Source organism: Azospirillum sp. OGB3 (assembly GCF_014192915.1).
In the GTDB taxonomy this organism is placed as follows: Bacteria; Pseudomonadota; Alphaproteobacteria; order Azospirillales; family Azospirillaceae; genus Azospirillum.
Genome location: NZ_JACHYN010000008.1, coordinates 187246 through 210196, shown reverse-complemented (window position 1 = coordinate 210196; position 22951 = coordinate 187246). Strand labels below are relative to the sequence as shown.

The 22951-nt window shown below is 68.6% G+C and carries 20 protein-coding genes; 9 read left to right on the top strand and 11 right to left on the bottom strand.

The window, feature by feature from the left end:
* The first annotated feature begins 8 nt into the window (after positions 1-8).
* Positions 9-1169, top strand: coding sequence for an osmoprotectant NAGGN system M42 family peptidase (locus FHW79_RS17750; protein WP_183180174.1), 1161 nt, complete (start codon positions 9-11; stop codon positions 1167-1169).
* A gap of 156 nt (positions 1170-1325) precedes the next feature.
* Here FHW79_RS17750 and FHW79_RS17745 read toward each other — a convergent pair whose 3' ends face one another.
* The 6 genes from FHW79_RS17745 to FHW79_RS17720 all read right to left on the bottom strand — a co-directional run bounded on the left by FHW79_RS17745 (position 1326) and on the right by FHW79_RS17720 (position 8580).
* Complete coding sequence (locus FHW79_RS17745) at positions 1326-2579, bottom strand: MFS transporter (protein ID WP_183180173.1); 1254 nt, start codon at positions 2577-2579, stop codon at positions 1326-1328.
* Between the two features lie 229 nt (positions 2580-2808).
* Positions 2809-4620, bottom strand: coding sequence for a carbon starvation protein A (locus FHW79_RS17740; RefSeq protein ID WP_183180172.1), 1812 nt, complete (start codon positions 4618-4620; stop codon positions 2809-2811).
* 336 nt (positions 4621-4956) lie between these two features.
* A complete protein-coding gene (gene btsR, locus FHW79_RS17735; RefSeq protein ID WP_183180171.1) occupies positions 4957-5676 on the bottom strand; it encodes a two-component system response regulator BtsR in 720 nt (239 codons plus the stop codon).
* Complete coding sequence (locus FHW79_RS17730) at positions 5673-7382, bottom strand: sensor histidine kinase (protein WP_183180170.1); 1710 nt, start codon at positions 7380-7382, stop codon at positions 5673-5675. The genes btsR and FHW79_RS17730 overlap by 4 nt, the downstream gene beginning before the upstream one ends.
* A 119-nt stretch (positions 7383-7501) precedes the next feature.
* Complete coding sequence (locus FHW79_RS17725) at positions 7502-7912, bottom strand: hypothetical protein (RefSeq protein ID WP_183180169.1); 411 nt, start codon at positions 7910-7912, stop codon at positions 7502-7504.
* 149 nt (positions 7913-8061) lie between these two features.
* Positions 8062-8580, bottom strand: coding sequence for a septal ring lytic transglycosylase RlpA family protein (locus FHW79_RS17720; RefSeq protein ID WP_247884466.1), 519 nt, complete (start codon positions 8578-8580; stop codon positions 8062-8064).
* Positions 8581-9234: 654 nt separating this feature from the next.
* Between FHW79_RS17720 and FHW79_RS33285 the strand changes: the two genes are divergently transcribed.
* The 3 genes from FHW79_RS33285 (at position 9235) to FHW79_RS17705 (ending at position 12241) form a co-directional block, all read left to right on the top strand.
* A complete protein-coding gene (locus FHW79_RS33285) occupies positions 9235-10893 on the top strand; it encodes a reprolysin-like metallopeptidase (protein ID WP_282184003.1) in 1659 nt (552 codons plus the stop codon).
* A 108-nt stretch (positions 10894-11001) separates the two neighbouring features.
* Entirely contained in the window at positions 11002-11358 is a 357-nt protein-coding gene (locus FHW79_RS17710) for a Lin0512 family protein (RefSeq protein ID WP_014241764.1), read from the top strand.
* Between the two features lie 61 nt (positions 11359-11419).
* Positions 11420-12241, top strand: a complete 822-nt coding sequence (locus tag FHW79_RS17705; protein ID WP_183180167.1) for a hypothetical protein — start codon at positions 11420-11422, stop codon at positions 12239-12241.
* A 22-nt stretch (positions 12242-12263) separates the two neighbouring features.
* On the opposite strand, the gene FHW79_RS17700 is transcribed toward FHW79_RS17705, so the two are convergent.
* The gene (locus FHW79_RS17700) at positions 12264-12524 is read right to left on the bottom strand and encodes a hypothetical protein (RefSeq protein ID WP_183180166.1); all 261 of its coding nucleotides are present in this window, start codon (positions 12522-12524) and stop codon (positions 12264-12266) included.
* Positions 12525-12678: 154 nt separating this feature from the next.
* Between FHW79_RS17700 and exbB the strand changes: the two genes are divergently transcribed.
* From exbB to FHW79_RS17685, 3 genes are read left to right on the top strand one after another with little or no spacing between them, the layout of a single operon-like run.
* Positions 12679-13620: a tonB-system energizer ExbB gene (gene exbB / locus FHW79_RS17695; protein WP_247884465.1), complete on the top strand. Its 942-nt coding sequence runs from the start codon at positions 12679-12681 to the stop codon at positions 13618-13620.
* Positions 13621-13624: 4 nt separating this feature from the next.
* Positions 13625-14047 carry a TonB system transport protein ExbD gene (gene exbD, locus FHW79_RS17690; RefSeq protein ID WP_014241770.1) on the top strand — a complete coding sequence of 141 codons (423 nt, stop codon included), beginning with the start codon at positions 13625-13627 and terminating at the stop codon, positions 14045-14047.
* Positions 14044-14889 carry an energy transducer TonB gene (locus FHW79_RS17685; protein WP_183180165.1) on the top strand — a complete coding sequence of 282 codons (846 nt, stop codon included), beginning with the start codon at positions 14044-14046 and terminating at the stop codon, positions 14887-14889. Before exbD ends, FHW79_RS17685 begins: the two co-directional genes overlap by 4 nt.
* Positions 14890-14925: 36 nt before the next feature.
* On the opposite strand, the gene FHW79_RS17680 is transcribed toward FHW79_RS17685, so the two are convergent.
* From FHW79_RS17680 to FHW79_RS17670, 3 genes are all read right to left on the bottom strand, one after another.
* Entirely contained in the window at positions 14926-15552 is a 627-nt protein-coding gene (locus FHW79_RS17680) for a response regulator (RefSeq protein WP_183180164.1), read from the bottom strand.
* Positions 15536-17194: an ATP-binding protein gene (locus FHW79_RS17675; protein WP_247884464.1), complete on the bottom strand. Its 1659-nt coding sequence runs from the start codon at positions 17192-17194 to the stop codon at positions 15536-15538. Before FHW79_RS17675 ends, FHW79_RS17680 begins: the two co-directional genes overlap by 17 nt.
* A gap of 147 nt (positions 17195-17341) precedes the next feature.
* The gene (locus FHW79_RS17670; protein ID WP_183180163.1) at positions 17342-18601 is read right to left on the bottom strand and encodes a Glu/Leu/Phe/Val dehydrogenase; all 1260 of its coding nucleotides are present in this window, start codon (positions 18599-18601) and stop codon (positions 17342-17344) included.
* A 298-nt stretch (positions 18602-18899) separates the two neighbouring features.
* On the opposite strand from FHW79_RS17670, the gene FHW79_RS17665 reads away from it, so the two are divergent.
* Both FHW79_RS17665 and FHW79_RS33530 read left to right on the top strand, forming a co-directional pair.
* Positions 18900-19292, top strand: coding sequence for a GreA/GreB family elongation factor (locus FHW79_RS17665; RefSeq protein ID WP_183180162.1), 393 nt, complete (start codon positions 18900-18902; stop codon positions 19290-19292).
* Between the two features lie 173 nt (positions 19293-19465).
* Complete coding sequence (locus FHW79_RS33530; protein ID WP_348984198.1) at positions 19466-20617, top strand: DUF2325 domain-containing protein; 1152 nt, start codon at positions 19466-19468, stop codon at positions 20615-20617.
* Between the two features lie 24 nt (positions 20618-20641).
* On the opposite strand, the gene FHW79_RS17655 is transcribed toward FHW79_RS33530, so the two are convergent.
* A complete protein-coding gene (locus FHW79_RS17655) occupies positions 20642-22663 on the bottom strand; it encodes a methyl-accepting chemotaxis protein (RefSeq protein WP_183180161.1) in 2022 nt (673 codons plus the stop codon).
* Between the last annotated feature and the right edge of the window lie 288 nt (positions 22664-22951).

Genomic DNA, 22951 nt, shown 5'->3' with positions numbered 1-22951 from the left:
GAGGTGGTATGGAGCAGGCAGCCTTGACGCGGACCGGAATCGTTCGGCCCGTCATCGACATGGACTATCTGACGGGCCTTCTCCGCCGCCTGCTGGAGATCCCGAGCCCGACCGGATATACCGACCAGATCGTGCATTTCTGCGGCGACGAGCTGCACCGTCTGGGCATCCCCTTCGAGCTGACCCGGCGCGGCGCCATCCGCGCCGATCTGGCGGGGCGGCAGTACAGCCCCGACCGCGCCGTGGTCGCCCATCTCGACACGCTGGGCGCCCAGGTGAAGATGCTGAAGGCGAACGGCCGGCTGGAGGTCGTGCCCATCGGCACCTGGTCGGCGCGCTTCGCCGAGGGGGCGCGCTGCACCGTTTTCACCGACAAGGGCAGCTACCGCGGCACCATCCTGCCGCTGAAGGCGTCCGGCCACACCTTCAACGAGGAGATCGACACCCAGCCGGTGGCCTGGACCAACCTGGAGATCCGGGTGGACGCACGCTGCGAGACGCTGGAGGCGTTGCAGGCCCACGGCTTCAACGTCGGCGACTTCGTGGCCATCGACCCGCAGGCGGAATTCGACGCCAGCGGATTCATCAACTCCCGCCATCTCGACGACAAGGCCGGGGTGGCGGTGATCTTCGCCGCCGCCAAGGCCGTGCTGGACGCCAAGCTGCCGCTGCCGGTGGACTGCCACCTGCTGCTGACCATCTCGGAGGAGGTCGGGTCCGGCGCCTCGTCGGTCCTACACAAGGACGTGGCGGAGATGGTGACCATCGACAACGGCACCACCGCCATGGGCCAGAACAGCCGCGAGTTCGGCGTGACCGTCGCCATGGCCGACAGCACCGGCCCCTTCGACTATCACCTGACGCACAAGCTGCTGTCGCTGTGCCAACAGCACGACATCGAGCACCAGCGCGACGTCTTCCGCTATTACCGCTGCGACAGCGCCGCCGCCATCGAAGCCGGCAACGACATCCGCACGGCGCTGGTCTGCTTCGGCATCGACAGCTCCCACGGCTACGAGCGCATCCACGCGGACTCTCTGCGCTCGCTGGCCGAGCTGATCGCGCTCTACATGCAGAGCGACGTGGCGATCCCGCGCGACCGCGTCGGCATGGGTCCGATGGGCGCCTTCCCCTGGCAGCCCACCGCGCCGGCAAAGGTCGAGGAGTGACCACGTTCCTTCTCCCCCCTGGGGAGAAGGTCAGGATGAGGGGGCACCGAAGGCGATCCGCGTCGCAGATCGATAGTTTTCCTCCGCCCTGTCGGGCGTAAATCCCCCTCACCCAAACCCTCTCCCCAGGGGGGAGAGGGCTTCACACCACCCCCCTCAATCCCCAGCCGCCAATTCCGGCCGAGGCGGACCCAGCGGGTCGAGAGGGGTGACGGTCGGCGTCGTCTGGGGCAGTGGGCGGAAGCTCGCCTGCGCCTCGGCGGGCGGCGGCGGGCGCATTCGCGTGCGCCACAGGCCATAGAGCGTCGCCGATCCCGCCCCCGCCGCGATGAAGCCGAACAGCGCCTCCGGCCCCGCAAAGCCCATGGCGGCCGAGGCCAGCGGCGGTCCGATGATCGCCCCCACGGAGTTGGCGAGGATCAGCCCGCCGCTGACCGACACCACATTGTCCGGCCCGGCGTGGTCGTTGGTGTGGGCGGCGCAGACCGGGTAGAGCGTGAAGGCCAGCCCACCAAAGAAGGGCGCCACCAGAAGCAGCGTCTCCTGCCGCCCGCTGCCCTCCGCCAGGATCATGCCGACGCTGACCAGAGCCAGCGCCGCCGACAAGCCGATGATGACGGCGCGCCGGTCGAAGCGGTCGGACAGCCGACCCAGCGGCCATTGCAGCGCCACCCCGCCCAGGATCAGGGTGCTCATGAACAGCGCCGTTCCCGACACCCCGAAGCCGGAGGCCGCGCCGAACACCGGGGCGAGGCCGTAGATGGAGCCGGTCACCGTCCCACTGATGAAGACGCCGACGACGCCCAGCGGCGACGCCTCGTACAGCCGCCGCAGCCCGTAGGATTCCACGTTGGGCAGGGTCGGCGGCGTGGTCCGGGTCAGCGCCACCGGCACCAGGGCGAGCGTCAGCAGAATGGCGATCAGCATGAAGATGCGCACGCCCGCTTCGTCGTCCAGCTGCAGCAACTGCTGGCCCACCGCCGAGGCGGCGTAGAGCGTGACCATGTAGAGCGACAGGATCTGCCCGCGCGTCTCGTTGTTGGCGGTGCCGTTCAGCCAGCTCTCGATGCAGATGTAGAGGCCGGCCATGCAGAAGCCCTCGGCCAGCCGCAGCGCGGTCCACAGCGGCACCGCGTCGAACAGGGCGTGGGACAGCGCCGCCGCCGACAGGACGGAGGCGAAGGCGGCGAAGGCGCGGATGTGGCCAACCCGCGTGATGACCCGGTGGGCGAACAGGGAGCCGCCGGTCAGCCCGGTGTAGAAGGCGGCGGTGATCAGGCCGACCGCGACCGCGCCGGACTCCGTGCCGGCCAGCCGCAGGCCGATGAGCGTGCTGAGCGCGCCGTTGCCCAGCATCAGGAAAGCGACCCCGAGCAGGAGCGAAAGTACCGACCGTGCAACCTGCGGCATGTGTCCGACCACCTGTTCCTTTCACGAAAAACCGGCGCCGCAGCCCGGGAGGCCACGGCGCCGGCCCTTGGATGGCACCCGCCGGATGGTGAATCAACCCTTGTAATTCGCGGAATCACGGCCGTCCCAGCCATTCCACAGAAATGCAGAAGAGGTACCGCTGGGGGAGCAGCGATACCTCTTCCGGTTGAGCGCTTGATCGTCTCCGGGCGGCTTGCCCGGTGTCCGGCTATTCCGCCGGGGTGGCGATCAGCGTCTCAGGCAGGGCGTCCTTGCGGATGCGCAGGAGTTCCTTCCACTTCTTGAGGGCGGCGATCAGGATCACGAAGCCGAGCGACAGCATGATGATCGAGATGCCGGCGTTGAAGACGTTGTAGCCCTTGGCCAGCGGGTTCAGATAGACGTTGGTGATCATCCAGTAGCCGGCGTAGTTCACCGTCACGAACAGGTAGGCCAGCGGGACCAGGCATGTCAGCATGTAGACCCGCTTCTGGCCGAGGCGCAGGATGATCGTGGCGCCGATGATCAGGCCGACCGAGGCCATGAGCTGGTTCGACACCCCGAACAGCGCCCACACCGAGTTGATGTCGCCCGACGTCAGCAGGTAGCCCCAGGCCACGCAGGCCAGCACGCTCGCGGCGATCGAACCGGGGACCCAGTCGAGACGCTTCAGCGGGGCATAGAGGTCGCCGCCCAGGTCCTGGATCAGATAGCGGGCCACGCGGGTGCCGCTGTCCACCGCGGTCAGGATGAAGACCGCCTCGAACATCACGACGAACTGGAAGAAGTAGGAGGCCAGCGTGCCGAACCACGGGATGCGGGTGAAGATTTCCGTCATGCCGACGGCCAGGGTCACAGCACCGCCGGTGCGGCCGTAGAGGTCGAGGCCGATTTCCTGGCTGAGCCGCGGCAGATCGACGACCTGCATGTTCAGGGCCTGGAAGGCGGCGGGCGAGGAGTTGATGGCGAAATAGTCGGCCGGGTGCAGGGAGGTAGCGGCGATCAGCGCCATGACGCCGACCACGCATTCCGCCAGCATGCCGCCGAAGGCCACGGTGCGGATGTCGCTCCATTTGTCGATCAGCTTCGGCGTGGTGCCCGAGCCGATGAAGGCGTGGAAGCCGGAGATGGCGCCGCAGGCGATGGTGATCGAGATGAACGGCCACACCGGGCCGGCCAGCACCGGGCCGCCGCCATGGATGAAGTCGGTGAGCGCGGGGAAGCGGATTTCCGGGTTGATGAAGACGACGCCGACGACGAGCGCGCCGAACACGCCGATCTTCATGAAGCTCGACAGGTAGCCGCGCGGGGTCAGCAGCATCCACACCGGCAGAGCCGTGGCGAAGAAGGCGTAGATCGGCAGGATCAGCGCGACCGTCTCGGCGTGCAGCGTCAGCCAGTTGCCCAGCATCGTGCCCTGGATGTAGGGGCCGGCGAAGACGGAGGCGGCGATGGCGGCGATGCCGACCTGCGTGGCGCCCTTGGACGAGCCGGTGATCTTCTCGTAGAGGCCGAGCGCCACGGCGATCGGGATCGTCATGAAGACCGCGAAGGCGCCCCAGGCGTTGCGCTCCAGCGCATGGACGACGACCATCGACAGGCCGGCCATGGTGATGGTGATGATGAACAGCATCGCCAGACCGGTGCACCAGCCGGCGACCGGGCCGAGTTCGGCCTTGGCGACCTCCGACAGAGACTGGCCCTTGTGCTTCATCGAGGCGAACAGCACGACCGTGTCGTGCACCGCGCCGCCGATGACGCAGCCGATCAGCAGCCACAGGAAGCTCGGCAGATAGCCGAACTGCGCGGCCAGCACGGGGCCGACCAGCGGGCCGGCGGCGGCGATCGCCGCGAAATGCTGGCCGGCGTTCACCCACTTCTTGGTGGGAACATAGTTTCGCCCGTCGGCCAGGATGTGGGACGGCGTCACCTCGGAATCATCGGCACGGAGCACCTTGCGCACAAAGAACACGCCGTAGAAGCGGTAGCAGAGGGCGAGGATGCAGAGTGTCGCGATCACAAATGTTAGGGCGTGATCCATGACAGCTCTCCTTGGAAGGAACTGCCGTCACGGTAGGCCGGGTTTCACCCTTCGTGTGGTGCTCTCCCAGGAGTGGCGCCATGGCGTGGCGAGCGGTCGGAAAGCGGGGATGAGCGGTTGGGGGGCTGCCTTTCCCTCTCCCGCCCCGGGAGAGGGTGGCGCCGAAGGCGCCGGGTGAGGGTCGAACCGCGAGGATTGAAGCGCCGATCCTTGCCGCACCCTCACCCTTCCCGCGCTTTGCGCGGGCCCCTTCCCTCTCCCGGGGCTCTCGGCGGCCAAGGGCCGCCTGACGCCGTCAGCGCCCGCAAGCGGGCGCGAGAGGCGGGAGAGGGAGACTCACCAGATGCCCAGCCGCTCCTTCAGCGGGCCGAGGAAGCGGCGGCTGACCGGGATGCTCTGGCCGCCGAGCGTCTGGATTTCCGCCAGCCCGTTGTCGATCAGGCGGATTTCCCGGATGCGCTCGGGATTGACCAGATATTGCCGGTGGCAGCGCACCAGCGGGGTGCGCTCCTGCAAGGTCAGCAAGGTCAGTTCGGTGAAGCGCTCCTCGCCGTCGGCGCCGACGACGAAGACGCCGCTCGCCTTGGAGGCCACGCATTCCACCTCGTCGAGCTTCAGCAGGGAAATGCGGTTGTGGCCGGTGCAGGGGATCAGCCGCAGCGGGGCGGCGTCCTTCAGCACGGCGAGGTCCTGCGGCGCCCGCTCGCGGCGCAGCCGTTGCAGCGTCTTCGCCAGCCGGGCCGGGTCCGCCGGCTTCAGCAGATAGTCGAAGGCGTGCTCCTCGAAGGCCTGGACGGCGTATTCGTCGTGGGCGGTCAGGAAGACGATGCGGGGCATCCGCTCCGGGTCGAGCATGCTCAGCATCTCCAGCCCGCTGACCCGCGGCATCTGGATGTCGAGGAAGACCACGTCGGGCGGCTGGCGGTTGATCGCGCCGATGGCCTCGATGGCGTTGGCGCATTCCCCGGCGACCTGGAGGTCGGGGAACTCCTCAAGAAGGCGCCGCAACTCCTCGCGGGCCAGCGGCTCGTCGTCCACGATCAGGACGGTCATCATGGCGCGGTCTCCGCGACGGCAGGGATGTCCAGGGGAAGGCGCAAGGTGATGCGGGTGAAGACGTCGGCCTCGCAGGCGACATCCACCCCGTAGCCGTTGCCGAAGCGGTTGCGGACGCGGCGGTCCACGATGGACATGCCCAGCCCGTCACCGCCCGGCTTTTCCTCGTAGAGGCCGGCGTTGTCCTCCACCGACAGCCGCAGGTCGCCGCCCTCCCGCCGCGCCGCGATGCGGACATGGCCGGGGCCGAGGAGCTGCGAGGTGCCGTGCTTGATGGCGTTCTCCACCAGCGGCTGGAGCAGGAAGGCCGGCAGCCGGGCATGGCGCAGCGCGTCCGGCACGTCGATCTCCACCGACAGCCGCCCGGTGAAGCGCGCCAGCTCGATCTGGAGGTAGGCGCTGACATGCTCCACCTCGTCGGCCACCGTGGCCTCCTGGCTGGGGCGCTTCAGGTTCTTGCGGAAGAAGACGGACAGGCTCTGCACAAGCTGGCGCGCCCGCTCCGGGTCGTTGCGGATGACCGCGGAAATGGTGTTCAGGGCGTTGAACAGGAAATGCGGGTTCACCTGCGCGTGCAGCAGCTTGATCTCCGACTGGGCGAGCAATGCCTTCTGCTGTTCGTAGCGCCCGGCGAGGATCTGGCTGGACAGCAGCCGCGCGATGCCCTCCCCCAGCGTGCGGTTGATGGTGGAGAACAGCCTGGTCTTCGGCTCGTACAGCTTGACGGTGCCGATCACCCGGTCGTCTTCCCCGACCAGCGGGATCACCAGCGAGGCGCCCAGCCGGCAGTTCGGGTGGATCGAGCATTTGTAGGAGACCAGATTGCCGTCGGCGTAGAGCACCTGGTTGTTGGCGATCGCTTGGTAGGTCTGGGGCGAGGTGATCGGCGTGCCCGGCAGATGGTGGTCGTCGCCGACGCCGATGAAGGCCAGCAGCTTCTCGCGGTCGGTGATGGCGACCGCGCCGACGCCCGTCTCCTCGTAGATGATGCGGGCGACCCGCATGCTGTTCTCTTCGTTGAAGCCCTGGCGCAGCACGCCGTCGGCCCGTGCGGCGATCTTCAGCGCCTTGGCGGAGAAGGCGCTCGACTGCTTGTCGATCAGGGCGCGGCGGTCCATCAGAATGCGCATGAACAGCCCCGCCCCAAGCGTGTTGGCGACGATCATCGGCAGCGCCACCACCTCGACCAGATGAACCGCCGCCGGGAAGGGCTTGGCCACCAGCAGGATGATCAGCATCTGCGCGATTTCCGCCACGAGGGTGACGGCGCCGACGCGCAGCGGATCGAACAGCGGCTCAATGCGGCCCTGGCGGACGAAGTGGCGGTGCACCAGCCCGCCGATCAGACCCTCCGTTACCGTGGAGATGGCGCAGGCCACCGCCGACATGCCGCCCAGCGAGTAGCGGTGCAGACCGCCGGTGAAGCCGACCGCCAGCCCCACCGACGGTCCGCCCAGGATGCCGCTCAGCACGGCTCCGATGGCGCGGGTGTTGGCAATGGAATCGTCGATCTGCAACCCGAAATAGGTCCCCATGACGCAGAACATGGAGAAGATGACGTAGCAGGCCAGCTTGTGCGGCCAGCGCACGGTGAGGTGCATCACCGGCAGGAACAGCGGCGTCCGGCTCAGCATGTACGCGATGACCAGATACACGCACATCTGCTGGAGCAGCAGGAAGACGAGGCTGAGATGCTCGACGGTCATGGGGGCGGACACGGGCAGCGGGCGGCGGGATTGCCGGCCCGCAGGCTACCCCCGCCCGTCCCGCCGCGGTATGATTCCAATCAATGGATGCGGCTCGTGGATTCCGGCCGAGGACGCGGTCAGGCGGCCAGCGCCGTGGCCTGCTCCACCGTCGTCGGAGCGCCGCCGGTGTTGGCGGGCGGCAGGCGCAGTCGGCCGGCCAAACCCTCCAGGGAGTCGTGCAGCCGCCGGCAGGGGGTGCCGTCCTCCCCCGGCTCGTAGATGCCGACGAAAGGCGCGCCCGGCTGGTTGGGGTCGAGATGCAGTTCGACGATGTGGGTGCGCGATGTGCAGCCGCGGATCAGCGGATCGGCGGGGATCACCGTCCAGCCGCGCCGCAGGCAACGCTCGGCCAGCCCTTCCAGATAGAGCGAAGCGGACGGAACGCGCTTCAGCGCTTTCAACTCGGCGATGAGCTGGCGGACATTGTCCACCTGCTCCAGAAACAGGCCGGCGGCGTGATGGGTGTCGCGAATGACCAGCTTCAGCATGGGATGAAACCTCCTCTGTGCGCATGGCTCCGCCATCCGCAGGGCGCAACGGCGGCCTTCGCGGCGCGGCGCTCCTGCATGGGCAAACGGACGGAAACCTGCGCGCGTTGAACGTTTGGGCGGAAACCGTGCGGCGTGGCGCGGTCCCGTTAGTCGGCGGCGCCCAAATCCGTGTCGCCCAAATCCGGTTCGGGACGCTCGGCGACGGTCACGGGCGGTTCGGACACGGGCTTGCGGTCGGGGTAGAGCGCGGCGACCATCCGCTCCAACCGGTGCCGCAGAGAGCGGTTCGGCTGGTCGGAGGGCCGGGCTTCGACACGGACGTTCACCACGCCGTCGTCGATCATGCCCAGTTCGGTGGCGGCCTTCCGGGACAGGTCGATCACCCGGCCCTTCACATAGGGGCCGCGGTCGTTGATCACGACCTCGACGCTGCGCCCGTTGTCGGCGTTGGTCACCGTCACCCGGCTGCCCAGGGGAAGCCGGCGGGACGCCGCGGTCAGCCGGTTCTGGCTGAAGCGCTCCCCCGACGCCGTGGTCCGGCCATGGAAGAAATCGGCGTAGTAGGACGCCTTTCCCTTATGAACATAAACCGGTTCGATGTCCGGAGCGTCCGGCGCCAATGTGTCTTCGAACGCGATCTCCTGCGGCACCGGGTCCTGCGGCATGGGCGGGACGGCGGCAATCTGTGCGCCGGTCGAGCACGCACCAACAGAAACAGCACAGATGGCGAGCGCAACACAGCCATACCGCACTCTTTTTCTCCCCCGTTGTTGTTCTGCGGCAACGGTTGCGGAATCTCCCCATCCTGTCAATCCGCGAATCCTCATCTATGCTGTGACAGGATTGCGCCTTAATATTCTTTAACGATTTTATTGTGCTTTCATCATGGATGGCTGGTGGAAATTCGCGTTTTTTATTTTCTGCGACTGTTCTCGAGCCTCTTTCCGAAATCCAGACAGTCATACTCGGCACCGATCCGCGCGCCGTCCCGCTCCCGCGAGGATGCAGGAGGACATTCCCGGCATATCGACAAAGCACTGAAAATCCGTCGAGAAAATTCCCCCATCCTGTTTTTCGAAGGCCGTCTGATCCATTGAACCCGGCTGAACCGTTGGTCATAAATACTGGCTGATTGGAAGTTGAACACTGACCGTTTTCGCCAAACATCGTCGGAATTCGAAACGAATTTAGCGAAACACCGAATCACGCAGACGGAGCGCACAGAGATGAGGGAGTTTTGGAGTCCTGACGGTGGCGAAGACGGGGACGGAATCGACGGTGTCCGATCAAATCCCGAGGAGGATGGCTCCGGCCCGGCGATGGAAACGGCGCGCCGGAGGACGGACGGTGCCGACGACCCGCTGTTTCTCCGCGCCTTCGACAGTGGGCGGCGCTGGGGCGCACCGCCGGACGGCACCGCGACGGCGCCTTATACCCTCACCTACGGTTGGGTGGTGGACGCCGGCCTCCGCTACGTGCCGGGCTTCCGGCCGCTCAACGACGGCCAGCGGGCCATGGCGCTGCAGGCGATGGGGGAATGGAGCGCGGTCGCCAACCTCGCTTTCGTGGAGGCGACCGACCCCATGACCGCCAACCTCCAGTTCCACATGAGCCAACTGGACGTCTTCCGCGCCTCCGGTATGGCCTACTACCCAAACGCCGCGGGCTCCTACATCTACCTCGACCCCGAATCGGCTGGTTACCGGACCTATGTGCACGAGATCGGGCACGCGCTGGGGCTGAAGCATCCCGGCGACTACAACGGCACCGGCGGCGGCACCCCGCCCTTCCTTCCTCCGTCCGAGGACAACCGGACCAACACGATCATGTCCTATTACGGGGTCTGGCCCGGCGGGCTGGGCGTCTACGACATCGCGGCCATCCAGCGACTCTACGGCCCCAACTCCACCGTGCGCGCGGGCGACGACCTGTATCTCCTGACGCCGGGGGCCCCGGGGCGCTACCTTTGGGACGGCGGCGGCAACGACACGCTGTCGGCGGCGGGGGCGACCGTGCCCGTCACCATCGACTTGGCGGGCGGCTGGGGCTGGTTCTCGGCCCAGGAGTCTTCGATCCTCGCCCAGAACCAGTTCTTCGTCGGCCATGGCACCCGCATCGAGACCGTCGTCGGGGGATCGGCGGGCGACCGGCTGACCGGCTCCGCCTTCACCGACCGGCTGGAAGGGGGGGCGGGTGACGACACGTTCGTCGGCGGAGCGGGTGACGATTTTCTGGACGGCGGCCCCGGCAACGACACGGCCCTCTACGACTTCCCCTCCGCCAACGCCTTCGTGACCGGCGATCCGTCGGGAAGCGGGGCAGACGTCGTTGTCACCGGGGCCGGCGGCACCGACCGATTGCGCGGCATTGAACGGCTGGTCTTCACCGACCGCGTCGTCACCCGCCAGGAGGCGGCCACCGTCCTGTCCCGCGCCGAGCCGGACCAGCGCGCCTTCGTCCAGGATGGCGCCGGGAGCTACGAGGTGCGAATGGCTCCTTACTCCGGCCCCGTCGCCGGCCTGCGCAACCGGTTCCTGGGAACAGCGTCGGATGAAGCGGTCATCGGCAGCGACCAGGGAGACTTCCTTAACCTCCTTGGCGGCAGCGACGCCGCGCAGGGCGGCGGCGGAGACGACGTGCTGGACGGCGGCGTGGGCTCCAACTTCCTGATCGGCGGAGCCGGAGCGGACACCTTCTTCATCGACGGGCGGGGCGACGGCGTCACATGGTCCACCGTCACAGACCTGCAGCCGGAGGAATGGGCCATCGCCTGGGGTTGGACCGACGCCATTTCCAAGCTGACCTGGGAGGATCTGGCGGGGGCGACCGGCTATCAGGGGGCCACCGCGCGAATCGACTTGGACGGCAACGGCGGCACCGATCTCAGCCTGACCTTCAGCGGACAGACCCCCGGCGGGTTGCTCGCCATGCCCGGACAGGTGGGGACCGACAGTTACCTTGCCTTCCGAATCGGCTGACCGCATTCCGCAGGTCGGAAAACTGGCCCGACCGACTGCCGCGCCGCACCGATCCTGACGCATTCTCAAACGGAATGACCGAGCGAGGCACAACGAGGAAGCACGACCATGAAGCAGGTAATGTTCGTCGAACTCGGCATGGGCGCCGATCTGCACGGGCAGGACGTGACCAAGGCCGCGGTGCGCGCCGTGCGCAACGCCATCGAGCGCAACTCCATGCCCGGCATGCGCGCGCTGGTCGATGGCGACACCAGCCGGATGCAGGTCCGCGTTCATCTCGCCGTCCCGGCGGACGCCGACCGTCTGGACCTTGAGGCCGTGCGGGCCGTCTTCCCCTACGGGCAGGTCTCCTTCAACGTGGTGTCCGGCGGCATGCTGGCGCCCAGCGGCATCTTCCTGGCCGACAAGAACGACCGCAACGAGATGATCTACATCGTCAACGCCGCGGTGGAGGTCGGGGTGTAAGGTTCGGCATCTTCGGCCGGAGCGGTTGCCCCCGCCCCCCGTTTCGTGCCAGCGTCGGGGCATGAAGCGCGCGCTCCGAACCGCCCTGATCGCCGTCGGCATCCTGGCCGGCGGCCTCGTCACCCTGACCGTGGGGGTGGTGGCCGCCCTGCCGGTGATCGCCGACCACATCCCCCTGGAGCTGTCCCGAGTCGTGATGAGCGACGGGCGGCGGCAGGTGGAGATGCAGGGCATGGTCCATGTCGCCAAGCCGGACTTCTACAGCGGCATCGCCCGGCACATCGCCCAGCGGCGCCAGGAGGGCTGGCTGGTCTTCTACGAGGAGGTCCGTCCCGACGACTCCTCCAACCCCGCCGGGGTGGCCGACGTGCTGCGCCGGCTGGGGGCGGACTGGAACCCCGACAGCAAGCAGCATCCCTACGAGATGATGGCGAGCCTGCTCGGCGACGGGCTGGTGCTTCAGGACAACCGCACCCTGATCGGCCCGCCGGGACCGGACGCCCGCAACGTCGACGTCACCCTGTCGCAACTGCTGGCCGCCCTGCCCCCCGACGACCCGGACGACGCCGATCCGGAAACCATCGATCTGGCGCAGCTCCGGGAGGAGTACGACACACTGCCGGGCTGGGTGCAGCGGCGCGTCCAGGCCGCCATCCGCATCATGCTGGCCACCACCGCGTCGGGCTCCATGGTGCGCGAGGCCCTGCCGCCCGCGCTGACCACCCTGCGCGAGGAGAAGGTGGTGGCGGCGATCAAGGCCGAACCGGACCGCAACATCCTGATCCTCTACGGGCAGGTCCACATCGGTCACATCCAGACCATGCTGAAGGACGCCGATGCGCGGTGGCGGAGGGTCTCGTCGCAGGCGATCCAGGCGTTCTGAACCGCGCTGCCCCCCATGTGGATCACCAGATTTTGCGGGCAAGGTCCTCGCCGCGGGCCGTCAACTCCTCGAAGCGGCGGCGGGCCTCATCCTCGGCGTTCCAGTCGCCGGGGGCGACGACGGATTCGGCGGCGTCCGGACGGTCCGGCGCGCTGGGACGGTCGCCCGCCTCCGCATGGAGACCGTAGATCTGGCCGTCGCGCGCCTCGATCACGGCGTAGCGGCCGTCCCTCTCGACGAGCCGGAAGCTGCCATGTTCCGATACGGTCCGGACCTTGGGCATCGCAATCTTCCCTTGCGGTTCACATGTCACGCTGTGAACAACCGGCGTGCCGCCCATTTGTCGCATAGCAGCAATATAGCACTTTATGGGTGCAAATGAGAGTCGTTCGCACTATACAGGAAGCAAGTCAGCCGCAAAGAAGTTTGAACCGCCAATGTTCACAGCGCTTCACACCCGTTCCATCGCCGCGATGGCCGCCGCCGGCACCCTCCTGTCGAGCGGACTTGGCAGGGCGCAGGGCGTCCCCGCAACCAACGGCGGCGCTCCCACGGCACCGGCGCCCGTGGCGCCTCCCGTGACGGCGCCCTCCGCCGACACGCTGGCGGCCCCGCTGGCGTCGCCGGACGCTGCGGCGGGAGCGGCCGCCGGGCTGGACCACATGACCGCAGCGACGGCGATCCTGCCGCACGACCTGTCCCCCTGGGGCATGTTCATGGCGGCGAGCCCGGTGGTGCAGGCGGTGATGATCGGGCTGGCGCTGGCCTCGGTGGCGACCTGGACCATCTTCCTCGCCAAGTCGCTGGAACTGTCGAAGGCCAAGCGCAAGGCGCGGGCTTCCTTGGCGGCGCTGGAGCAGGCGCGCTCGCTGACCCAGGCGGCCGAGAGCATCGGCTTCGAGAAGACTCCGGCCACCGCCTTCCTGCGCGCCGTGATCGCCGAGGCCCACCAGTCCGCCGACGCCCCCTCCCAGGACGGTCTGAAGGAGCGTGCGGCCTCCCGCCTGGAGCGGATCGAGGCGGCGGAGGGGCGGCGCATGATGCGCGGCACCGGCATCCTCGCCAGCATCGGCTCCACGGCCCCCTTCGTCGGGCTGTTCGGCACGGTGTGGGGCATCATGGTCAGCTTCATCGGCATCGCCAAGTCGCAGACGACCAACCTCGCCGTGGTGGCGCCCGGCATCGCCGAGGCGCTGCTGGCGACGGCCATCGGCCTCGTCGCGGCCATCCCGGCCGTGGTGATCTACAACGGCTTCGCCCGCTCCATCGGCGGCTACCGCGCCCAGCTCGGCGATTCCTCGGCGGCGGTGCTGCGGCTGCTGAGCCGCGACATGGACCGCCGCGCCCTGCCGCGCGCCGTGTCCAAGGCGGCGGAGTAAGACCATGGCGGCGCGTCTGGACGACGGCGACGATCTCACCGAGTCGCACGACATCAACGTCACGCCCTTCATCGACGTGATGCTCGTGCTGCTCATCATCTTCATGGTGGCGGCCCCGCTGGCGACGGTGGACGTGCCGGTGGACCTGCCGGCCTCCACCGCCCAGCCGCAGCCGCGGCCCGACAAGCCCCTGTTCCTGACCATCCAGGCCGACAAGAGCCTGTCGGTGGGCGACACGCCGGTGGCGCGGGAGTCCCTGGCGGCGGCGCTGGACGGGGTGACGAACGGCGACAAGGGCGCGCGCGTCTTCCTGCGCGCCGACCGCAGCGTGGATTACGGTGCGCTGACCGAGGTGATGAACGCGCTGCGCGCCGCCGGCTATCTGAAGATCGCCCTGGTCGGGCTGGAAGGCGCGGCCGCGAAATGAGCGTGGCGACCGTCGATCCCAACGACCTTCCGGAGGATGGCGAGCGCACGGCGCCCGCCCTGGCGCGCTGGGGCGGCAGCCTGCTCGTCGTGCTGGGCGCCCACGCCCTCGTCGCGGTCGGTGCGCTGTCCTGGCACGTCGCGATGGAAGAGGCGCCGGCCATGCCGCCCGCGGTGATGCTCGATCTGCCGCCGATGCCGGAAACGCCGGCCGCCGAGCCGCCGCCGACGCTGGAATCGATGCTCCCGGAGCCGGAACTGCCGCCCGAGCCGGTGATCGAGCCGGAACCGGAACCCGAACCCATCCCCGAGATCGCTCCGGAGCCGCCCCCTCCCGTGCCGGCGGAGGTCACCCTCCCGGAGCCGCCCCCCAAGCCGAAGCCCAAGCCCAAGGAAGAGCCCAAGCCGAAGCCCAAGGCCGAACCGCCGAAGCCGCGCCCGCAACCGCAGGCGCCGCCCAAGCCGGTGACGGAAGCCCCGGCCAACGCCGCTCCCGCCACCGCCCCGCCCGCGGGCGCCCCGGCCCAGGCGGCGCCGGTGCCGCGCAACAGCAACGCGCTGCCCACCTGGCACGGCGCCGTGCTCGGCCATCTGGAACGCTACAAGCGCTATCCCCGCATTGCCCAGATGCGGCGCCAGCAGGGCGTGCCGCAGGTCCACATCACGCTCGACCGGCAGGGCCGGGTGTTGGCGGTGCGGCTGCACAAGGGCTCCGGCTTCGAGGCGCTGGACGAAGAGACGATCGCTCTGGTCGAACGCGCCTCCCCGCTCCCGGCCCCGCCGCCGGACGTGGCGCAGGACCGCATGGAGTTGGTGGTGCCGGTGCAGTACTTCCTGCGCTGAATTCGACCGCTCAAACACCGGTGACGTGGATGCGCATCACGGTGTGTGCATCCACAGGCGCATGAGTTCCGGAACTGTCCGGATGTCGAGTTTGCTGAGAATGTTCGCGCGGTGGGTCTCCACCGTGCGGACGCCGATCCCGAGGCGGATCGCGATGGCTTTGTTGGCGCAGCCCTCCACCATCAGCGCGGCCACATCCCGTTCGCGGGGGCTGAGAAGGGCCAGCTTCGCCAGGGCAGACTCCGCGGCGGAGCGGTCCCGGCGCTGGAGGGCGTCGCGTTGCAGGGCCTCGTGGACGCGGCGCAGGAAGACGCCGTCGTCGAACGGCTTTTCCAGGAAATCGACCGCTCCGGACCGGAAGGCGGTGACGGCGGAACTCACCTCGCCATGGGCGGTGATGATGATGACCGGCAGGCCGCAGCCGCGCCGAGCCAGCTCCTCCTGAAGCTCCAGCCCGTCCATGAAGGGCATGCGGAGGTCGGCCACCACGCAACCCGGCTGCTCCGGGCTGTAACGGTGCAGGAATTCCAGCGCGTTGACGAAGGTGCGCACAGACAGGCCGGCCACCTCGACGAGAACGGAGAGCGCGTCGCGGACCGCCTCGTCGTCGTCGATGATGAAGACGGTCGGTTCGCCGGTGGAGGTTTTATCGGTCTGGGTCATGAGATGGCCGGGTGTCGGAACGGGCTGCGGGCAGAAAGACTTGGAAAACGGAACCGGTCGAACCGGTGCGGCCGAGCCACAGCCTGCCGCCGTGGCTCTCGACGATCGAGCGGCAGATGGGCAGGCCGAGCCCCATGCCCGCCGGCTTCGTGGTGGCGAACGGCGAGTAGAGATGCTCGACCATGCCCGCCGACACGCCGGGACCGCTGTCCTCGACCTCGAAGGTCAGGCCGGCCGGCGGCGTGGCCCGGACACGCAGGACGACCTCGCGCACCGGGCTGTCCGCCGCGGCGATGGCCTCGATGCTGTTGTGCACCAGGTTGAGGAGGACCTGTTCGATCTGGATGCGGTCGCACAGAACGAGGGGAAGCGGCTCGGCCATGTCCACCCGAAGCTGGACCCGGTTGTAGGCGGCATCCCCCCGCACCAGCGTCAGCGTCTCGCGCAGGATCTCGCCGGCCGATTCCGGAGCCAGTTGAAGCGACCCCTTGCTCAGGAAGGTTCGCAGCCCGCGGATGACCTCGCCCGCGCGCTCCGCCTGGATCACCGCCTTGTCGATGAGCTCGTGGGCGCGCGGCGGCGTGTCGTTGTCTTCCAGCAGGCGCTGGGCGGCGCGCGCGTAGCTGATGGCGGCCAGCAGCGGCTGATTCAGCTCGTGGGCCAGGGCGGACGCCATCTCCCCGGTCACCGTGAGGCGGGAGAGGTGGGCCAGCTCGGTCTGGTGTTCGCGCAGCCGGACCTCGATCTCCCGCCGTTCGCTGACCAGCGCGCCGAGGAACAGGGCGGTGATGGCCAGGGCCAGCATCAGCGTCTGGTGATAGACCACCGCGCCCAGGGGAAGGCCGATCGCCTGCAACCCGGCGATCAGGCCGCTCTGGATGGCCAGGGCCGCCAGCACCGCGCCCGGCAGGCCGTGCGACACCGCCACCCAGACGAGGGGCAGGAACAGCACGTAGAACAGGTTGAACTGACCGTCGCCGATGGGCAGGAAGACCAGCAGCAGGGCCGCGGCGATGGCGGCCGTCTGGGCGGCGGTGGGCGTCTTCGGCACGCTCCAGGCGGGCGTCTGGTCCGGCCGGTGCAGGAGGAGGACGAAGGGCGTGACCACGGCGATGCCGATGGCGTCGCCCAGCCAGTATTGGAACGCCAGCGTCGGCAGGTCGGAGGCGGGCAAGGCCCCGTCCAGGACGAACACGCCGACAAAGAGGGGCGCCACGACGGCGGCGCTCAGGAAGGTGACGCCGACCAGCCAGCCGACGTCGCGCACCCGGTTCAATGCCAGACCGATCGCCACCCGGTGGCGCAGCACATGGGCGGCGGCCCCGTAGCCGGCGACGATGGCGAGGTTCGAGAGCAGCAGCGAGGCGATCGAGGCGGGATGCCCGCGCACCACCAGATCGGCGAGGATCAGCGTGGCGTAGACCATCGGCAGGCCACGCGCGCCGGTCCACAGCAGAAGGGCCATGTAGAGCCCCGCCGGCGGGTTCCACGGCGTGATGTTGAGGCTCGGCCGGGGATGAATAAAGGTCAGCCAGTCGATGGGCAGATAGGCCGCCAGGAAGGCAAGGGACAGCAGGACCATGTCCCGGCCGGTCAGGATGGCCGGCGTTCCCGTCGCACGGCTGGCGGGTGGAAAAGGCATCTCAGAACAGTCTTTCGGGCTGCACGGGCGAACGGCACGGGTGGACAGGGCATCGACTATACCGTCCAACCGGCGCGTTCGCCTATGCGGTGGGCGCCGATGCGATGAGGGGAAGCCCGGCGGGCTCCCCTTCCCGCCACGCACGGATCAGCCGACGAAGAACGGCTGCGTTCCATGCGCGGCGATGGCGTTCGACAGCCGCTCCAGCGCGTGGGCGTAGGCCGCCGTGCGCATCGGGATGTTTTTGGCCGTGCCCATGTCCCAGACCCGGCGACCCTCGGTCTCCATGATCACGCGAAGGCGCTCGTGGATCTCGCCGAGGCCCCAATAGTAGCCCTGGCGGTTCTGCACCCACTCGAAGTAGGACACCGTCACGCCGCCGGCGTTCGCCAGAATATCGGGCAGGACGATGACGCCGGCCTCGTTCAGGATGCGGTCGGCGTCCGGCGTGACCGGGCCGTTGGCGAGTTCCAGGACGACGCGCGCCTTGATGAGCCCGGCGTTGCCCTTGTGGATCTGATCCTCCAGCGCCGCGGGGACCAGGATCTCGCACGCGGTGCTCAGCAGCTCGTCGCCGGTCACCGCACGGGCACCGTTCTCGGTGTAGGCGGTCACCGAGCCGCCCCGCTCCTTGGCCGTCTGCACGGCCTGCGGGTCCAGCCCGTCCTCGCAGGCGATGGCTCCGCGGGAATCGGACAGGCCGACGATGCGGTAGCCGTCCGCGTGCAGCAGGCGGGCGATGTGGAAGCCGGCGTTGCCGTAGCCCTGGATCACCACCCGGCGGGCCGATCCGGACAGGCGCAGATCCTCTTCCAGATGCTTGATGAGGTAGTAGCCGCCGCGCGCGGTCGCGTCGTCGCGCCCGAGCGAACCGCCGAGCGGCAGCGGCTTGCCGGTGATGACCGCCGGGCTCGGCTGGCGGACAATGGAGCTGTACTCGTCGGCCATCCAGCCCATGATCATGGAATTGGTGTAGACGTCCGGCGCCGGGATGTCGCGGTCGGGGCCGATCATGCCGGCGAAGGCCTGGACATAGGCCCGCGACAGACGCTCCAGCTCCGACTTGGACAGGCTGTGCGGATCGACCTTCACCGCGCCCTTGCCCCCGCCATAGGGCAGGTTCATCACCGCGCACTTGAAGGTCATCCAGAAGGCCAGCGTGGTCACCTCCTCCAGGTTGGAACTCGGGTGGAAGCGGATGCCGCCCTTGGTCGGACCGCGCGTGTCGTCGTAGCGGCAGCGCCACGCCGGAAAGGAGCGCCGCGACCCGTCGTCCATGCGCACGGACAGGCGGACGCTCAACGTCTCCTTGGCGTACTTCAGTTTCTCGAGAACCTCGGAGTCCACCTCAACATGCTTTGCGGCTTCATCCAGGCGGCTCAGCGCCCCCGAAAGCAGATCGTCCATTCCTTTTCCCCATGGTTTCGGTCAGGAGCACCGAAGGTTGGCCGCATCTCCTTCCTGGAAGGTTCTGCTCACTTCCCCTAAGGCATATGACGGCCTTTTCTACTGGGGAATAACCCGGATCAAAATATCCGTATTATTACGGAAACCCCGTAACATTCTGTAAGTAAACGATAAATTTCTTACAGGCTGTCCGGTGCCATGCGCTCCGTATTCTTACGGATGGCCGTGGACAATGCCCGTGGGCAACAGTCCATCCGGGGTTGAACCACCGCCGCCGCGCAGGATCGAGGACGCATCGATGACCGAGGGAACCGACCAGCCGCTGATTTGGATCGGACGCATGGAGTACGGCCGCCTGCTGCGGGCCATGGACCGGCTGGCCGTGCAGGCCCCGGAGGTCTCGGCGTTCCTGTCGCGGGAGCTGGAGCGGGCGATCGTCCGCCCGGAATCCGACCTTCCCCGGACGATCGTGCGCATGGGCAGCCGGGTGCTGTTCCGCCGCGACGACGGCATGCCGCCCGAATGGGGGGAACTGGTTTACCCGGACCAATCGCCCAAGGACGACCAGATCAACGTCGCCTCACCGGTCGGGGCGGCCCTGCTCGGCCTCCGGGAGGGGGCGCATATGCCGTACAGCGACCCGGACGGAATCACCCGCCGGCTGACGATCGAACGCGTGCTCCCGGCCTGAGCCGCCTCCCCGGAGCGAGCCCGCCTCGCTCTTCATTTGCAAATGCGAATGATTCGCACTATTAGTGGAGCATGGTTCGCTCCACCGCCGCACTTGGCTTTGGACGGAACCGGAGACCCAACAGCCGAAGCCGATCGGGGGCGGAGACGATGTGTGAGCGTTGTCGGAAGACCGTGCCATCCTGCGTACTGGGACAGGCCAAACGCCGGAAGCTGTGGACGATTCCCACGGAGTATCATTGCTCGATCGTGGGCACCTGCCTGTCGTCGGAGGATGTGGCGTGGCTGTGCCGGCGGCTGAAGCTGGTGCCCACGGCGGACGCCCGCCCCTACGACATCCACCGCTATTTCGTGGAGAAGGCCGCGGAGGATGGGCCGGAAGCCCGGCTGATGCACAAGCGGCTGGATGAGAATTTCGCCGTCGCGGTGAAGCGCTTCGCCCGCGAGACGACCGAGGAGGGCTGGATGGCGCTGTGGACCGCCGCGGTGGCCTCGGGCGACGTGGCCGCCGCCTATTGGGGCGTGCTGAGCCACGGCGCCATGCCCGACGCGGTGCGGGTGCGCGCCTTCGCCGACGTGCACATGCTCTCCCACATCATGGGGGGCGAGAACCGCCGCCAACTGCGCGAGAACCGCGATCTGGCCCGGCGCTGCGAAGAGTTGACCGCCCGGCTGGCCAAGCAGGAACGCGCCGCCGCCGAACGCGTCGCCGAGAAGGACGCCCGCATCCGTGAGCTGGAAGCACAGCTCGCCGCCCAGCGGGCCGCCCCCGCGGTCGTGGAAGCGCCCAGCGCCCCGAAGCCCACACCCGGCCGGGCGCCGGGCCAGGCGCGGCTGCTGCGCACCATGGACGCCCTGCACCGTCGTGTCGCCAGCGAGCGCATGCGCGCCCGCCACGCCGAGGCCGAGGTGGAGCGGCTGCGGCGCCTGCTCGACCCACCGGCCGCGCAACTCCGCCGCACCACCGCCGCCGATACGAACGCCCCGACCGACCTTGGCGGGCGAGCCATTCTCTACGTCGGCGGACGGACCAAGAGCCTTCCCCACCTGCGGGCGGCGGTGGAGACGCGCAACGGCTGCCTGCTGCACCATGACGGCGGGTTCGAGCAGACGACCCGCTGCCTGGAGGGGCTGGTGGAGCGCGCCGACGTGGTGGTCTGCCCCGTCGATTGCGTCAGCCACGACGCCTGCCTGCGGGTGAAGGGGCTGTGCCGCCGCATGGGCAAGCCGTTCGTGCCGATGCGCAGCGCCGGAGCCACCAGCTTCGCCCGCATCCTGCACAGTTTTGGGCAGGACGGCGCCGGGGAGGAGTCGGCCCACCACTGAGCAGCGTCAGTACATTCGGCGCGGTCAGGCGCTGCGGACGCCGGCGAGGAAATCGCCAACCTCGCCGGTCAGCCGCTCCGCCTGCTGCGACAGCTCCTGCGCCGCGCTCAGCACCTGGGTCGCCGCCGCCCCGGTGTCGTTGGCCGCCTGCCGCACGCCGGCGATGTTGGACGCGACCTCCTGCGTGCCGACGGCCGCCTGCTGGATGTTGCGGGTGATCTCCTGGGTGGCGGCGCCCTGCTCCTCCACCGCGGCGGCGATGGCCGTGGCGATCTCGTTCACCTCGCCGATCACCCCGGCGATGGCCTGGATCGCCGCGACCGCGTCGCGCGTGACGGTCTGCACCTGGGCGATCTGGACCGCGATGTCGTCGGTCGCCTGGGCGGTCTGGCCCGCCAGCGTCTTGACCTCGTGCGCCACGACGGCGAAGCCCTTGCCGGCGTCGCCGGCGCGGGCGGCCTCGATGGTGGCGTTGAGCGCCAGCAGGTTGGTCTGGCTGGAAATCGCCTGGATCAGCCCGACCACCTCGCCGATGCGGTGCGCGCAGCCGGCCATCAGCCGCACCGTCTCATCTGTCCGCCGGGCGTCCGTGACGGCCCGCGTGGTGATGGCCTGCGACTGGGCGGCGCGGTTGCCGATCTCCCGGATGGAGGCGGTGAGCTGCTCGGTCGCCGCCGCCACCGTCTGCACGTTCGTCGAGGCCTGTTCCGACGCGGCGGCCACGGCGAAGGACTGCTGGTCGGTCTGTTGGGCCGCCGCCGACATGGAGCCGGCGGTCGTCTCCATCTCCGTCGCGGCGGAGGACAGGGTGCCGACCAGTCCGCTCACCTTGGCTTCGAAGCCGCGCGTCAGCCGGTCCAGCGCGACCGCCCGCCGTTCGCGCGCCTCCTGCTGGCGCCGCTGCTCCGCTTCCAGCCGCGCGCGCGCGACAGCGTGCTCCTGGAAAACCGCGACGGCCTGCGCCATGGCGCCGATCTCGTCGCGGCGGCCGGAGCCGGGAATGGCCACCCCCAGATCGCCGTCGGACAACCGCCGCATGGCCCCGGTCATTGCCGTCAGCGGGCGGACGACCCGCCGGATCACCAGCAGCGATCCCCCCACCCCGAGGAACAGGCTGAGCGTGAAGACGGCAAGGCTGGCGAGCAGGTCGGAACGCGCCTCCTCCGCGGCTTGCGCAACCCCCGAGTCAATGGCGGCGCCCACCGTGGCGGCCAGTGTGAGGATGGACTCGATGGCCATGGTCGCCCGGCTCATCCATTCGTCGGCGGTCACGGGATAGCGGCCGTCTGCACCGCCTGTCAGCACCGCCTGCCGGGTCTCGGCGAACCCCTGGAAGTAAGCGGCTTCGACCCCGTCGATGGCCCTCGCCAAATCGGGCGTGATGTCCGGCCGTGTGCGCAGCGCCCGGATGCCGTCCCAGGCCTGCTCCAGCCGTCCGCGGGATTTCGCCAGGGCATCGGCCTGTCCGGAGGCGACCGGCCGGCGGCCGGCGATGAGGGCGTTGAACAGGCCGCGCTCGCGCCCGGCGTGTTCGGCCATGTCCGCCGCGTAGCCGCGCAATTGGACGAGTTGGAGCGTCGCCGGCTTCGGCGGCGGGGCAACCGCTTCGAGCAGTTGGCGCAGGGCGGCGACCCGCTCGATGTGGGTGGTGATCACGCCGGCGAATCCCGAAACCACCTCCGGCGGTCTCTCGCCGACCTTGCGGGCCAGGGCCTCGTCGACACCGCGCCTGTGGTTCCTGAGTTCGACCAAGGATGCTTCCACGCCATCCAGGCGCGTTCCGTACGCAACCATCTCGGGCACGGCTCGCATGTCCTCCACTGCAGCGTGCAATGCGGCGTCTGCGCCGCTGCGGCGCTGCTCCAGACGGGCGCGACGCTCCGAGGACAGCGGGTCGGGGCTGTTCAGCGCACCGTTGGTGGCGCCCCGCTCAACGGCGAAATCACCCGCGGCGATGACCAAACCACCAGCCACCTGATTGACGATTCGATAGGCCGACGCCGCCTTGACACCGCGGAGAGCCCCATAGGCAGCGTTGCCCGCCATGTAAATACCGAGAAGGGCAAGTCCGCCAACAATCACTGGTAGAGTTGCCTTGATTGACAGTAATCGCATCGATTTACCTTGGGACACGGACAGCATTTGTGGAGTCAAATCCAGGCCTTGCCGTCTTTCCTTGATTTTGGTCAAAGAGCCTCCAAACACTTGAAGAAGCGCGGAATTTGCAAGAAAACCACCTATCGGTTGCAGGAATTGCGGATTTTCCGGTGGGAAATGTCCAGACGACGTTTCGCTTCAGCAAGCCGTCACCCGCCCAAAGTTGCGGGGCGCCGC